General features: G+C 71.6%; 14 protein-coding genes. All 14 read right to left on the bottom strand.

Features of this window, described 5'->3' with window-relative positions:
* Positions 1 to 86: 86 nt before the first annotated feature.
* Complete coding sequence (gene atpD / locus L1785_RS04255; RefSeq protein ID WP_236087897.1) at positions 87 to 1,571, bottom strand: F0F1 ATP synthase subunit beta; 1,485 nt, start codon at positions 1,569 to 1,571, stop codon at positions 87 to 89.
* A 77-nt stretch (positions 1,572 to 1,648) separates the two neighbouring features.
* On the bottom strand, positions 1,649 to 2,554 hold the full coding sequence (locus tag L1785_RS04250) for a F0F1 ATP synthase subunit gamma (protein WP_236087896.1): 906 nt from the start codon (positions 2,552 to 2,554) through the stop codon (positions 1,649 to 1,651).
* Positions 2,555 to 2,617: 63 nt separating this feature from the next.
* A complete protein-coding gene (gene atpA / locus L1785_RS04245) occupies positions 2,618 to 4,243 on the bottom strand; it encodes a F0F1 ATP synthase subunit alpha (protein WP_236087895.1) in 1,626 nt (541 codons plus the stop codon).
* Between the two features lie 58 nt (positions 4,244 to 4,301).
* Complete coding sequence (locus tag L1785_RS04240; protein WP_236087894.1) at positions 4,302 to 5,117, bottom strand: F0F1 ATP synthase subunit delta; 816 nt, start codon at positions 5,115 to 5,117, stop codon at positions 4,302 to 4,304.
* A complete protein-coding gene (locus L1785_RS04235; protein WP_236087899.1) occupies positions 5,117 to 5,707 on the bottom strand; it encodes a F0F1 ATP synthase subunit B in 591 nt (196 codons plus the stop codon). The genes L1785_RS04240 and L1785_RS04235 overlap by 1 nt, the downstream gene beginning before the upstream one ends.
* Positions 5,707 to 5,940 (bottom strand): ATP synthase F0 subunit C, encoded by a 234-nt coding sequence (locus L1785_RS04230; protein ID WP_236087893.1) that lies wholly within the window; start codon positions 5,938 to 5,940, stop codon positions 5,707 to 5,709. Before L1785_RS04230 ends, L1785_RS04235 begins: the two co-directional genes overlap by 1 nt.
* Positions 5,941 to 6,051: 111 nt before the next feature.
* Positions 6,052 to 6,915, bottom strand: coding sequence for a F0F1 ATP synthase subunit A (gene atpB, locus L1785_RS04225; protein WP_236087892.1), 864 nt, complete (start codon positions 6,913 to 6,915; stop codon positions 6,052 to 6,054).
* 186 nt (positions 6,916 to 7,101) lie between these two features.
* Positions 7,102 to 7,563 carry a Cg1360 family ATP-synthase-associated protein gene (locus L1785_RS04220; RefSeq protein WP_236087891.1) on the bottom strand — a complete coding sequence of 154 codons (462 nt, stop codon included), beginning with the start codon at positions 7,561 to 7,563 and terminating at the stop codon, positions 7,102 to 7,104.
* Entirely contained in the window at positions 7,560 to 8,750 is a 1,191-nt protein-coding gene (locus L1785_RS04215; RefSeq protein ID WP_236087890.1) for an MraY family glycosyltransferase, read from the bottom strand. Before L1785_RS04215 ends, L1785_RS04220 begins: the two co-directional genes overlap by 4 nt.
* Positions 8,747 to 9,412, bottom strand: a complete 666-nt coding sequence (locus L1785_RS04210; protein ID WP_236087889.1) for an L-threonylcarbamoyladenylate synthase — start codon at positions 9,410 to 9,412, stop codon at positions 8,747 to 8,749. The genes L1785_RS04215 and L1785_RS04210 overlap by 4 nt, the downstream gene beginning before the upstream one ends.
* Positions 9,413 to 9,449: 37 nt before the next feature.
* A complete protein-coding gene (locus tag L1785_RS04205; RefSeq protein ID WP_236087888.1) occupies positions 9,450 to 10,451 on the bottom strand; it encodes a N5-glutamine methyltransferase family protein in 1,002 nt (333 codons plus the stop codon).
* Positions 10,444 to 11,532, bottom strand: a complete 1,089-nt coding sequence (gene prfA, locus L1785_RS04200) for a peptide chain release factor 1 (RefSeq protein WP_236087887.1) — start codon at positions 11,530 to 11,532, stop codon at positions 10,444 to 10,446. The genes L1785_RS04205 and prfA overlap by 8 nt, the downstream gene beginning before the upstream one ends.
* Positions 11,533 to 11,647: 115 nt before the next feature.
* A complete protein-coding gene (gene rpmE / locus L1785_RS04195; RefSeq protein ID WP_236087886.1) occupies positions 11,648 to 11,863 on the bottom strand; it encodes a 50S ribosomal protein L31 in 216 nt (71 codons plus the stop codon).
* A 141-nt stretch (positions 11,864 to 12,004) separates the two neighbouring features.
* Positions 12,005 to 14,044: a transcription termination factor Rho gene (gene rho, locus L1785_RS04190; RefSeq protein ID WP_236087885.1), complete on the bottom strand. Its 2,040-nt coding sequence runs from the start codon at positions 14,042 to 14,044 to the stop codon at positions 12,005 to 12,007.
* Positions 14,045 to 14,134: the final 90 nt, after the last annotated feature.

Genomic DNA, 14,134 nt, shown 5'->3' with positions numbered 1-14,134 from the left:
CGCGCGACCGCCGGCCCGCCGCCTCTGTTTGTGCGGGGGGGGGGGGGCGGCGGGGGGCCCCCCCCCCCCCCCCGCGACGGTGACCGTCAGGCCCCGTACTCCTTCTGGATGCGGGCCCAGTTCGCCTCGAGCATCTCGAGGCCACCGATGTTGTAGAAGGCCTGCTCGGCGATGTGGTCGAACTCGCCGTCGGCGATCATCTTGAACGCCTCGATCGTCTCGGTCAGCGGGACCGTCGAACCCACCACACCGGTGAACTTCTCAGCCATGTACGTGTTCTGGGAGAGGAACTGCTGGATGCGGCGCGCACGCGCGACGACCGTCTTGTCCTCCTCCGAGAGCTCGTCCACGCCCAGGATCGCGATGATGTCCTGGAGCTCCTTGTTGCGCTGCAGGATCGACTTCACGCGGGTCGCGACCTCGTAGTGGTCCTGGCCCACGTAGCGCGGGTCGAGGATGCGGGACGTCGACGCCAGCGGGTCGATGGCCGGGTACAGACCCTTCGACGCGATCTCGCGGGAGAGTTCGGTCGTCGCGTCCAGGTGGGCGAACGTCGTCGCCGGCGCAGGGTCGGTGTAGTCGTCCGCGGGCACGTAGATCGCCTGCAGCGAGGTGATCGAGTGGCCACGCGTCGAGGTGATGCGCTCCTGGAGGAGGCCCATCTCGTCGGCGAGGTTCGGCTGGTAGCCCACCGCGGACGGCATGCGGCCCAGCAGCGTGGACACCTCGGAGCCCGCCTGCGTGAAGCGGAAGATGTTGTCGATGAAGAGCAGCACGTCCTGCTTCTGCACGTCGCGGAAGTACTCCGCCATCGTCAGGGCGGACAGGGCGACGCGCAGGCGCGTGCCCGGCGGCTCGTCCATCTGGCCGAAGACGAGAGCCGTCTTGTCGAAGACGCCCGCCTCTTCCATCTCGTGGATGAGGTCGTTGCCCTCACGCGTGCGCTCGCCGACACCGGCGAACACGGACACGCCGCCGTGGTCCTGCGCGACGCGCTGGATCATCTCCTGGATGAGGACCGTCTTGCCGACGCCCGCACCACCGAAGAGGCCGATCTTGCCACCCTGCACGTACGGGGTGAGCAGGTCGATGGACTTGATGCCGGTCTCGAACATCGTGGTCTTCGACTCGAGCTGGTCGAAGGCCGGCGCCTTGCGGTGGATCGGCCAGCGCTCGGTGACCTCGAACTTCTCGCCCTCCTTGAGGTTGAGGACGTCACCGGTCACGTTGAACACGTGGCCCTTGGTGATGTCGCCGACCGGGACGCTGATCGGGATGCCGGTGTCGGTGACCAGGGCGCCGCGGACCAGGCCATCGGTCGGCTTGAGCGCGATGGCGCGGATCAGCGAGTCGCCGAGGTGCTGTGCGACCTCGAGCGTGAGGGTGAGGGGCTTGCCGGCCTCCCCCTGCGACGACAGGTCGATCTCGACGGTCAGCGCGTTGTAGATGTCGGGGATCGCGTCCTCGGGGAACTCGATGTCGACGACGGGGCCGATCACCCGGGCGACCCGGCCAGTCCCGGGCTCGGTCGGGGCCGCGCCGCCCGGCGCTTCCACGGTGGTGGCGGTCATTCTTGCCTCGCTTCGGTGGGCCGGAGGGTCCTCCGGCGGGGGGTCTGTGCTGTCTACGGGCTGTGCGGCGGCGGCCGTCAGGCGGACGCCAGGGCGTCGGCACCCGAGACGATCTCGCTGATCTCCTGGGTGATGTCGGCCTGGCGGGCCTGGTTGGCCAGCCGCGTGTACGTGCGGATCAGGTCCTCGGCGTTGTCCGTGGCCGTGTGCATCGCGCGCTGGCGCGCTGCCAGCTCGGACGCCGCGGCGTCGAGCAGGAACGCGTAGATCCGGCTGCGGATGTACCGCGGCAGCAGGGTGTCCAGGACGGCCTCGGGCGACGGCTCGAAGTCGTACAGCGGGAACACCTCGTGCTCGTCGGGGGCGGACACGCCCTCGACGATCTCGAGCGGCAGCATGCGGACCACCCGCGTGCGCTGCGTCACCATGTTGACGAACTGCGTGGAGACCACGTGCAGCTCGTCGACGCCACCCTCCTCGGCCGGGGCCAGGAAGGCGTCGAGCAGCGCGTCCGCGATCTCGTCCGACGCGTCGGCCGTCGGCGCGTCCGAGCCGTACGACCACTGGCCCGCGAGCTCGCGCCCGCGGAACGAGTAGTACGCCACCGCCCGGCGGCCGGCCGCATAGAGCGCGACCTGGCTGCCCTCGGACTGGAGCTGCTGGACGAGCCGCTCCGCCTCACGGATGACCGACGCCGAGTAGGCGCCCGCCATGCCGCGGTCCGACGAGATGACGAGCACCGCTGCCCGGCTCGCGCCGGTCGTCGTGCGTTCCGTGGTGAGCGGGTGCGCGACCGTCGTGTGCGCCGCCACGGCGGACACCGCCCGCGTGATGGCTCGCGCGTACGGTGCGGCCGCGGCGGTGCGCGCCCGCGCCTTGCCGATGCGGGAGGCCGCGATCAGCTCCTGCGCGCGGAACATCTTCTTCAGCGCCTGCGTCGACTTGATCCGCTGCTTGTAGACGCGCTGGGATCCTCCGGCCATCCGTCAGCTCCTCCTGGGCTTGCGCCCGGCCGTGTTCTGCCTGGACCCTGCGGGAAGCATGCGTCAGGCCTTCTTCTTGACGACGATCTGCTCCTGCTCGACGTCGACCTCGCCCTCGACGACACCACCGACAAGCGGCGTGGCGTCGGACTTGACGAAGCCCGCCCGGACCTCCTCGACCCCGGCGGCCAGGGCCGCCTCGGTCTCGTCGTCGAGCTTGCCCGTCTCCGCGATGACGGTGAGGACATCGGTCTTGCGGCGCAGGTGGTCCAGCAGCTCGGACTCGAAACGCTTGACGTCCTCGACCGGGACGTCGTCCAGCTTGCCCTTCGTGCCGGCCCAGATTGCGGCGACCTGCTCCTCGACCGGGTACGGCGTGTACTGAGGCTGCTTGAGCAGCTCCATGAGCACCGCGCCACGAGCGAGCTGGCCGCGGGAGGCAGCGTCCAGGTCGGAGGCGAACATCGCGAACGCCTCGAGCGAGCGGAACTGCGCCAGCTCGAGCTTCAGCGTGCCGGAAACCTTCTTCATGGCCTTGACCTGTGCGTCGCCACCCACGCGGGAGACGGAGATACCGACGTCCACGGCGGGGCGCTGGTCGGCGTTGAACAGGTCGGACTGGAGGAAGATCTGGCCGTCCGTGATGGAGATGACGTTCGTCGGGATGTACGCCGAGACGTCGTTCGCCTTCGTCTCGATGACCGGCAGGCCGGTCATCGAGCCCGCGCCCAGCTCGTCCGAGAGCTTCGCGCAACGCTCGAGCAGGCGGGAGTGCAGGTAGAAGACGTCACCCGGGTAGGCCTCGCGGCCCGGCGGGCGGCGCAGCAGCAGCGACACGGCACGGTAGGCCTCGGCCTGCTTCGACAGGTCGTCGAAGATGATGAGGACGTGCTTGCCGTCGTACATCCAGTGCTGGCCGATGGCCGAGCCGGTGTACGGCGCCAGGTACTTGAAGCCGGCCGGGTCGGACGCCGGGGCCGCGACGATCGTCGTGTACTCCATGGCGCCGGCGTCCTCGAGCGCGCCGCGCACGGCCGCGATCGTGGAGCCCTTCTGGCCGATGGCGACGTAGATGCAGCGAACCTGCTTCTTCGGGTCGCCCGACTCCCAGTTGGCCTTCTGGTTGATGATCGTGTCGATCGCGATGGCCGTCTTGCCGGTCTGGCGGTCGCCGATGATCAGCTGACGCTGTCCGCGCCCGATCGGGATCATCGAGTCGATAGCCTTGATGCCGGTCTGCAGCGGCTCGTGCACCGACTTGCGCTGCATGACGCCGGGCGCCTGCAGCTCGAGGGCACGGCGGCCGTCGGTGGCGATGTCGCCCAGGCCGTCGATCGCGTTGCCCAGCGGGTCGACCACGCGACCGAGGTAGCCCTCGCCCACGGGGACGGACAGCACCTCGCCGGTGCGGCGGACCTCCTGGCCCTCCTCGATGCCGGTGAACTCACCGAGGATGACCACGCCGATCTCGCGGACGTCCAGGTTCAGCGCGAGGCCGAGCGTCCCGTCCTCGAAACGCAGCAGCTCGTTCGCCATCGCGCCCGGCAGGCCCTCGACGCGCGCGATGCCGTCGGCGGCGAGCGTGACACGGCCCACCTCTTCGGTGACCGCGCCCTCGGGCTCGTAGGACTTCACGAAGCTGTCCAGAGCGGCCCGGATCTCCTCCGGCCGGATCGTCAGCTCAGCCATTGCTCTTCTCCTGTCGTGCCGCGAGGGTGGCGCGGCGGAAGGTATCTGTTCACGAGTTTCAGCCGGCCAGCCGACGACGGGCGTCAGCCAGGCGCGACAGGACGGTGGAGTCGACGACGTCGGCGCCGACCTGGATCCGCAGACCGCCGATCACCTGCGGGTCGACGGTCACGTTGAGCTGCACGGCGCGGCCGTACGCGTGCTCCAGGAGTGCGCCGAGGCGCTCCTCCTGAGCCTGCGTGAGCACCGTTCCGCTGGTCACGGAGGCGACCAGGCGGCGGCGCCGCTCGGCGGCGACGTCGCCGTACCAGATCAGCGTCTGCACGAAGCGACGGCCCCGCAGCGCGGTGGTCGCCCGCCGCGCCAGGACCTGCGTCACGGCGTCGACCTTGCCGGCGACCAGCGCGTCCACGAGGGCCGTGCGGCGCGCCGGGACGGTCGTCCGGTCGGACAGCGCCTGGCGAGCCTCACGCTGCCCGACGAGCGCCCGGGTGATCCGGAAGAGCTCGTCCTCCACGCTCTCCAAGGTGCCACGGGCCTCGGCCGAGGCGAGCAGGGCGTCCAGCCCGAGCCGCTCGACGGCGTCCGTGAAGTCGGCGTCGCTCGCCCAGCGGGAGCGCGCCAGCCCGGAGACCAGGTCCACCACGCGCTCGTCGAACCCGCCGGAGAGCAGCCCTGCCACGAGACGCGCCTTGTCCGCACCAGGCCGGGAGGGGTCCGCGAGCGAGCGGCGCAGCGCGCCCGAGCCGTCGAGCGCGGACACCACGGTGAACAGCTGCTCACCGAGCGTCATCGCGCCCTCGCCCGCAGCACGCAGCACGGGCTCGAACCGCTCCTGAGCCGCAGCCAGCGATGCTCCGCTCGTCCCGCGCATCACGCCCCCTTGCTCGTCGAGACGACGCCCTGGGCGGCCTCGAGCTCGTCGAGGAAGCGGTCGACGACACGCGACTGGCGCGCGGAGTCCGCGAGGGACTCGCCGACGATCTTCGACGCGAGCTCGGTGGCCAGCGTGCCAACATCGGACCGCAGCGACACGGCCGCGGCCTGGCGCTCGGCCTCGATCTGGCGGTGCGCGGTCTCCGTGATCCGGGCTGCCTCCTCGGCGGCCTTCGTCCGGTGGTCGGCGACGATCGCCTTGCCCTCGTCACGGGCGTCCTCACGCACGCGGGCAGCGTCGGCGCGCGCCTCGGCGAGCAGCACCTGCTGCTCGGCCAGCGCGGCGTCGGCGGCCTGCTGCGCCTCCTCCGCCTTCGCGATGCCGCCCTGGATCAGCGCGGTGCGCTCGTCGAGCACCGCCTGGAACCTGGGCAGGGCGAAGCGGTAGAAGACCACCCCGATGATCGCCACGATGACGATCGACCAGGTGATGTCGTACATCTCCGGAAGGAGGATGTTGCTCTCGGTGGACTCGGTGGACTCGGCGGCGGCGCTCACCGCGGCCGAGCCGAGGGTGAGGGCCATCATCACGCCGGGACGATGAAGCCAGCCACCAGGCCGAGGAGCGCGAGCACCTCGACAAAGGCGACACCGATGAACATGGTCGTGCGGAGCTGACCGGCGACCTCGGGCTGGCGGGCGATGCCCTCGATGGTCTTGCCGATCAGGATGCCGAGGCCGATGCCGGGGCCGACGGCGGCGAGGCCGTAACCCACGGTGCCGATGTTGCCGGAGACCTCTGCGAGAGTGGTGACGTCCACTGACTTTCCTTCCGTTGGGCGCCGGTGCTCGATACGCCGGCGTCGCGTGTGATGGTGGTGCTGGGTTGTCCTGCTGATGTCACCCGGCACACGCCGGGCACCGTCGACCGATCAGTGTTCGGCCTCGACGGACATGCTGATGTACGCGGCAGTGAGGATCGCGAAGATGTACGCCTGCAGCGCCGCGACGAAGACCTCGAAGAGAGTGAACGCCAGGCCCGCGACGAGCGTTCCCGCGCCGAAGAGCTTCATGGCGCCGTCGGCGTTGAAGATGAAGAACTGCGTGGCGGCGAAGCAGATCGCCAGCATGAGGTGACCGGCGACCATGTTCGCCAGGAGTCGGATCGCGAGCGTCGCGGGACGCAGGACGAAGACCTGGAGGAACTCGATCGGCGTCAGGAGCAGGTACAGGAACTTCGGGACACCCGGCGGGAACAGGGAGCTGGTGAGGAAGCCACCCAGGCCCTGCGCCTTGATGCCCGCCGTGAGGTACATGACGTACACCCACGCCGCGAGGACGAGCGGCAGGCCGATGGTCGAGCTGGCGGCGATGTTCAGGAACGGCACCACGCCGGTGAGGTTCATGAACAGCACGGTGCAGAAGATCGTGGCCAGCAGCGGGAAGTACTTCGCGCCGTTCTTCTCGCCGAGGACCTCGACCGCGATCCCGCGGCGCACGAAGTCCAGGATCATCTCGATCGCGTTCTGGAAGCGCCCCGGGACGACCTTGGCGCGGTAGGCGGCAACCAGGAACAGGGTGATGACCACCGCGGCGGCGAGGAAGCGCACCAGGATGATGCGGTTGATCTCGAACGGCGTGCCGTCGAAGAAGATCACCGGTGGGAAGAAATCCGCGACGGTGGGCGCGTGGAAGGCGCTCTCACCGCCGTCGGCGGCCTCGGAGGCGGCGAGCAGAGAGGTCGCGAGCGTGGACAGGAGGACTCCCCGGTTGGTCAGAGGCTGGGCACGTACCACCGCACACCGGTGCGGGCGCGCCTTCGGGCCTGGCCGTCATGGATTCGCCGTTAGCCTAACGTATGTTCCGCACCGGGCCGCGCCCGGGGGTGTGAGATCGCCCCGGTGTGACGCGTGTCGCGACACCGGGTCAGATCACGATCAACCGGGCAAAAGGCCCAGGCAAGCCGCGGGTCACGCTCCGGTTCACGCCTCGGGCGAGACGTAGGGCACCCGGCCCTTGTGCACCGCGCGGTAGTCGAGCAGGGCGGAGCCGATCGTCCCGAGGGCGACGACGCCGAACAGGATCCCGCGGACCCCGGGCGTGAGCCACTCGGTCCCGGTCCGGGTCAGCACGGCGAGCACGATGATGAGCACGATCATCTTGGCGAGCCAGCTGCCCATGACGACCGCACCGGTCGTCGCGGCGCTCTTGCCGATCGTGAACAGCATCGACCACACGGTGACGCCCGAGAAGAAGGCGACGACGGCAGCGCCGACGAGCGCGCCCCACACGCCCGGCGCGCCTGCGACCAGCGCACCCACCACGGCCCCCAGAACGGCGAGGGCGCCGACCAGGATCAGCCCGTCGCGCAGCGCAGTACGCAGCACGGCGCGTTCGGCCGCCGCCGAGCCGCTCGTCTCGGACACAGGGGTGGGCTCGGTCATCGGTCGCTTCCTTCGGGGGGAGCACCGGCGGTGACCGGGCTCTTGTGGATCGCGCCGGACAGCGCGACGTCGTCGTCCAGGAACCGCCCGCGGTGCCGCAGCGGGCCGAGGGTGAGCACGAGCGCCACCACGACCGCGACACCGAGCCAGACCAGGACCGCCTGCCAGGACAGCCACACGAGGGCGGCGGCGGTGTAGGCGAAGACGGCTGTCCACACGTAGAGGATGACCACGGCCCGGCGGTGCGAGTGGCCGAGGGCGAGCATCCGGTGGTGCAGGTGCATGCGGTCGGGCGCCATGGGCGACTTGCCGGCGGCGAGGCGCCGGAGCACGGCCAGGCCCATGTCGAGCAGGGGCAGCAGCAGCACCGCGACGGGCAGCAGCAGCGGCAGGAACGCCGGCAGCGACTGGGCGCCGGACAGCACCTCGACGGGCTGGATGTCCGGCTGGATGCGGCCCGTGACCGAGATGGCGGCGCCCGCCATGACGAGGCCGAGCACCATCGACCCGGCGTCGCCCATGAAGATGCGCGAGGGGAAGAAGTTGTGCGGCAGGAAGCCGACGCACACGCCGACCAGCACGGCCATCAGGAGCGTCGCGACGCTCGCGTAGTCGTCCGCACTGACGACCTGCGTGAGGCCGTAGGTGTAGAAGAAGAACGCCGAGCCGCCGATGGCGATGATGCCCGCGGCCAGGCCGTCGAGGCCGTCCACGAAGTTCACGGCGTTCATGGCGAGCACGACGACGAAGATCGTGATCGCGACCGTGGCCTGCCCCGGCAGGATCGTCAACCCGCTGGGCCAGGGCACCGTGTAGAGCTGGACCCCCTGGAACGCCATGACGCCGGCCGCCAGGACCTGCCCGGCGAGCTTGGTGAGCCAGTCGAGGTCCCACTTGTCGTCGGCCCAGCCGAGCAGGCACACGAGGCCCGCGCCGCCGAGGATGCCCCACACCTGCCCGTCCCGGAACATACCCTCGAGGAAGGGCATCCGGGAGGCGAGCAGGACCGCGACGACGATGCCGAACATCATCGCCAGGCCACCGAGGCGCGGCGTCGGCAGGACGTGCACGTCACGTGCCCGGACCGCGGAGATCGCCGAGGTCTTCAGGGCGGCCCACCGGGCGAAGGGCGTGGTCAGGAACGTGACCGCGGCGGCCACGAGCATCAGCAGCAGGTACACCCTCACGCGTCTTCCCCCAGCGCGACGACGGGCGCCACACTGCGCAGGTCGTCGAGGCTGACGGCACCCTCGCGCACGACGCGGAGGACGGGGCCCGTCGCGTCGACGATGGTCGAGGACACCCCGCCGGGGGCCGTGCCGCCGTCGAGGTACACGGCGACGGACTCGCCGAGCTGCGCCACCGCGTCCTGCACGTCGGTCGCGGCCGGCTTGCCGGAGAGGTTGGCGCTGGACACGGCCAGCGGGCCGGTCCGGCGCAGCAGCGCGAGCGCGGCCGGGTGGTCGGGCATGCGGAGCGCGACGGTGCCGTGCGTCTCCCCCAGGTCCCACTGCAGCGACGGCTGGGCGGGCAGGATGATCGTGAAGCCGCCGGGCCAGAACGCCTCGACGAGCCGCCGCGCGTCGTCCGGCACGTCCGTGGCGAGACCGTCGAGGGTCATGACGTCGGGCACGAGGACCGGTGGCGGCATCTGGCGCCCGCGGCCCTTCGCGGCGAGCAGCGCGGCGACCGCCGTCGCGTCGAAGGCGTCGGCGCCGAGGCCGTACACGGTGTCGGTGGGCAGCACCACGAGGGCACCGCGCGAGATCGCGTTCACGGCTTCGTCGATCGACGGCCCCCAGGTCAGCGGGTCCGTCGCGTCGAGGACAGGACGTACAGGCACACTCACGCGCTCAGTCTTCCACGTCCGCCGGACATGTCCCGCCTCACCGTCGCCTCGCGACCACCATGCGGGGCCGGCCCGTCAGGTCCTCACGCGTCTCGGCCGGCGTGAAGGCCGGGCCGGGCGCCGCGTCCGGCGCAGCAACCGGCTCCGGGCCGGGTGTCGCGTCCACCATCGCGCGGGCCGCGGCGGCCTGCACCTCGGCGTGCTCCATCACGTACAGGCCGCCCGGGCGCAGCAGGCGCGCTGCCGCGGCGGTGACGCCGCGCGGCACCTCGAGCCCGTCCGCGCCCAGCCCGTACAGCGCGACGGCGGGGTCGTGCTCGGCGACCTCCGGGTCCACCGGCACCGCGCCCGGCGGCACGTACGGCGGGTTGGAGACGACGACGTCGACGGTGCCGTCGAGCTCTCGCAACGCGGTCCTGGCGTCACCCCGCACGAGCCGCACCCGCGTTCCCGCCGCGGGCGGAGAGGGTGCCGCCTGCGGGCCGCCCGGGGCGGCACTCTCTGCGCCCACGAGGAGAAGGGCGGCGACGTTGCGCTCCGCCCAGGCGTGGGCCGCGGCGTCGAGCTCGACGGCGTGCACCGCCGCGCCCGGCACCTCGGTCGCGACGGCCAGGGCGATGGCGCCGGACCCGGTGCACAGGTCGACGACGACGGCGCTCCCCCGCTCCGCGACGACGCGCGCCGCCTCGTCGACGGCGACCTGGGCCACCGACTCGGTCTCCGGCCGGGGGACGAACACGCCGGGGCCCACAACCAGCTCCAGGTGCCGGAACGGCGCCAGCCCCGTCAGGTGCTGCAGCGGGACCCGGGCCGCGCGGCGGGTGACGTGGTCAGCGAACGCGGCCCGGACGTCGTCGGGCAGCGGGGTCCCGAGGAGGGCGAGGCGCACGACCTCGCCGCGGTCCGCGCCCAGGACGTGCGCGAGCAGGAGCTCGGCGTCCACGCGCGGGGTCGCGACGCCGGCGTCGGCGAGGGCTGCGGCCCCCCACCGCACGGCTCCGTCCGTCGTGGTGGGCACAGCGTCCTCGAGCTCAGGCATGGGTCGCCGCAGCCAGGCGCGCGGCCTCGTCGGCGTCGATCGCGGAGCGGACGACCGGCTCCAGGTCGCCGTCGAGCAGCTGGTCGAGGTTGTACGCCTTGTACCCCGTGCGATGGTCCGCGATCCGGTTCTCCGGGAAGTTGTACGTGCGGATGCGCTCGGAGCGGTCGACGGTGCGCACCTGGGAGCGGCGCAGGTCGGCGGCCTCGGCCGCTGCCGCCTCCTGCTGCGCGGCGAGCAGGCGGGCCCGCAGCACGCGCATCGCCTGCTCGCGGTTCTGCAGCTGCGACTTCTCGTTCTGCATCGAGACCACGATGCCGGTCGGCAGGTGCGTGATGCGCACCGCTGAGTCCGTCGTGTTGACGGACTGGCCGCCCGGGCCGGACGAGCGGAACACGTCGATGCGCAGGTCGTTCGGGTCGATCTCGACCTCGCCCGGGTCGTCCACCTCGGGGAACACCAGCACGCCGGCCGCAGACGTGTGGATGCGGCCCTGGCTCTCCGTGACCGGGACCCGCTGCACGCGGTGCACGCCGCCCTCGTACTTGAGGCTGGCCCAGACCCCGTCCTCGGGACTCTGGACGGACCTGGCCTTGATCGCGACCTGCACGTCCTTGTAGCCGCCCAGGTCGGACTCCGTGGCCTCCAGCACCTGCGTCGACCAGCCCCGGCGCTCCGCGTACCGCAGGTACATGCGCAGCAGGTCGCCCGCGAACAGCGCCGACTCCTCGCCGCCCTCGCCCGCCTTGATCTCCAGGATGGCGTCGCGGCCGTCGTCCGGGTCGCGCGGCACGAGCACGCGGCGCAGCCGCTCGGCGGCCTCCGCCTCGGCCGCGCGCAGGGCCGGCAGCTCGGCCGCGAAGCCCTCGTCCAGCTCGGCGAGCTCGGCCGCCGCCGCGGCGTCGTCCCGCGCCGCCTCCCACGTCCGGTAGGCACCGACGACCTGGTTCAGCTCCGCGTAGCGGCGCCCGAGCGTGCGGGCGCGGCCCGCGTCGGCATGCACGGCCGGGTCGGCGAGCGCGCGCTCGATCTCGGCGTGCTCGTCGAGCAGCGGCCCGACGCCGGAGAACGAGTCGGTCATGAGGAGCTCCTAGCTCAACGGGAAGAAAGGCGGGACAAAGCGACAGCGCCGGCGGTCCCGCGCCCGACTGCCCCTGGAGAGGTTGTCGGGCCGGACCGCCGGCGCTGCGAGGAAGCTACTTGGCAGCCTTCTTGCCGTAGCGAGCCTCGAACCGGGCCACGCGGCCACCGGTGTCGAGGAGCTTCTGCTTGCCCGTGTAGAACGGGTGGCACGCGCTGCACACGTCGGCGCTGATCTTGCCCGACTTCTCGGTGCTGCGCGTCACGAACGTGTTGCCACACGTGCAGGTCACCTCGGTGACCACGTACTCGGGGTGGATACCGGCCTTCATGATTTCTCCTTGGTGAGGTGCCCCCGGGTCGACTCGCACATCGCGAGCCGTGAACCGGCTGGCCGACAGACCATTGTGCCAGACCCCCGGCGCTGCCGGGGTCCCGACGGATGTGATGTCAGACGTGCTGACGGATGCGGCTCAGACCGTCTGGCCGACGTTGTCGTCCACGAACGCGCCCGGCGTCGTCTTCTGCACCTGCAGCAGGAACTCGACGTTGGTCTTGTGCTCCTTGAGCTTGCCCAGCAGCAGCTCGATGGCCTGCTGCTGGTCGAGCGCCCCGAGCACGCGGCGCAGCTTGTAGACGATCTTGAGCTCGTCGCCCGACATGAGGATCTCCTCGCGGCGGGTGCCGGACGCGTTGACGTCCACCGCCGGGAAGATGCGCTTGTCGGCGAGGGACCGGGAGAGCCGCAGCTCCATGTTTCCGGTTCCCTTGAACTCCTCGAAGATGATGTCGTCCATCTTCGAGCCGGTCTCGACGAGCGCCGAGCCGAGGATGGTCAGCGAGCCGCCGTTCTCGATGTTGCGCGCGGCACCGAAGAACTTCTTCGGCGGGTAGAGCGCCGCTGCGTCGACACCACCGGAGAGGATTCGGCCCGACGCCGGCGCGGCGAGGTTGTACGCACGCGACAGGCGGGTGATCGAGTCGAGCAGCACGACGACGTCCTGGCCCAGCTCCACGAGGCGCTTCGCCCGCTCGATGGCCAGCTCGGCGACGATCGTGTGGTCCGAGGCCGGACGGTCGAACGTCGAGGCGATGACCTCGCCCTTCACCGTCCGCTCCATGTCCGTGACCTCTTCGGGCCGCTCGTCGACGAGCACAACCATGAGGTGGACCTCGGGGTTGTTCGCGGTGATCGCGTTGGCGATCTGCTGCATGATGATCGTCTTGCCGGCCTTGGGCGGCGAGACGATGAGGCCGCGCTGGCCCTTGCCGATCGGCGCGACGATGTCGATGACACGCGGGGTGAGGCGGGTCGCGGCCGGGTTCTCCAGGCGCAGGCGCTCCTGCGGGTACAGCGGCGTGAGCTTGCCGAACTCGGGGCGCCCGAGCGCCTCCTCTGGCGCCATGCCGTTGACCGCGTCCAGGCGGACGAGCGCGTTGAACTTGGCGCGCGGGCTGTTGCCCTGCTGCGGCTGCTCGCCCTCGCGGGGCTGGCGCACCGCGCCGACGATCGCGTCGCCGCGGCGCAGGCCCGACTTCTTGACCTGGTTCAGGCTCACGTACACGTCGTTCGGGCCGGGCAGGTAGCCGCTCGTGCGCACGAACGCGTAGTTGTCAAGGATGTCCAGGATACCGGCGACCGGCAGCAGGATGTCGTCCTCGCGCACCTCGACGTCGTCGAGGCCCTGCACGTCCGGACCCTGGACGCGGCCGGTGCGGGTGCTGCCGCGCTTGCGGTCGCGGCTGCGCTCCCGGCCCCGACGGCGCCGCGAGCCGCGCTCGTCGTCGTCGTCCGCGAACGTCGTGCCGCCCTGCTGGCGGCGGTCCTGCTGGGCGCCCTGCTGGCTCTGCTGGTTGCGGTTCTGCTGGCCACCGTCGCGCGCGGGGCGGTCGCCCTGACCCTGGCCGTCGCGGCCCTGGCCGTCGCGCTGACGGCGCGCCTCGCCGTTCTGCTCAGGGGCGCCCGCCTCCGGGGCGCCCTGGCCGCGGCCTGCGCGACGCGAGCTGCGCTCACGCGGCGCGGCGACGGCCTCGGCCAGCTCGGCCAGGCGCGCGGCGCGGTCCGCGTCCCCGGTGCCGGTGCCGGCGCGGACGGCCGTGGCCGTGGTGGTCGTCGCGGCGGCGACGGGCACGTTCGCGGTGGCCGGAGCCTCGGTCGTCCGACGCTCGCGGCGCACGCTGGCCTCGGTGTCCGGTCGGTCGAGCGTCTCGGCAGGCGCGTCGTCACGGCGCGTCGTTGCGCCGGTCGTCCGCGTTCCGGCCTCGCCGGTACGGGCGGGGCCGCTGTCGGCCGTCCGGGCACTGCCGTTCTCGCCGCTGCGGGCGGGGCCGCCGTCGCCGGTCCGGGCGCTGATCGTGTCGACGAGATCGCTCTTGCGCATCTTCGAGGTGCCCTTGACGCCCAGCTCGGTGGCAAGGGCCTGCAGCTCGGCGAGACGCATGGCGCCCAGTGCACCCGCCGTGCCGCGGCTGCGGCCTGCTGTGCTCTGGGCTGATTCGGTGGTGTCTGTCACGAAGGACCCTTCCCCCTCGATCTGCGGCCGCGTGGGTGATGGGGGCCGCGCAGTGGTGTGCGCCCGGCACAATCCGGCCGTGGCGCTGGA

The sequence above is a fragment of the Antribacter soli genome, from assembly GCF_021568775.1.
Lineage (GTDB): Bacteria > Actinomycetota > Actinomycetes > Actinomycetales > Cellulomonadaceae > Antribacter > Antribacter soli.
This window is presented reverse-complemented; position numbering and strand designations above follow the sequence as displayed.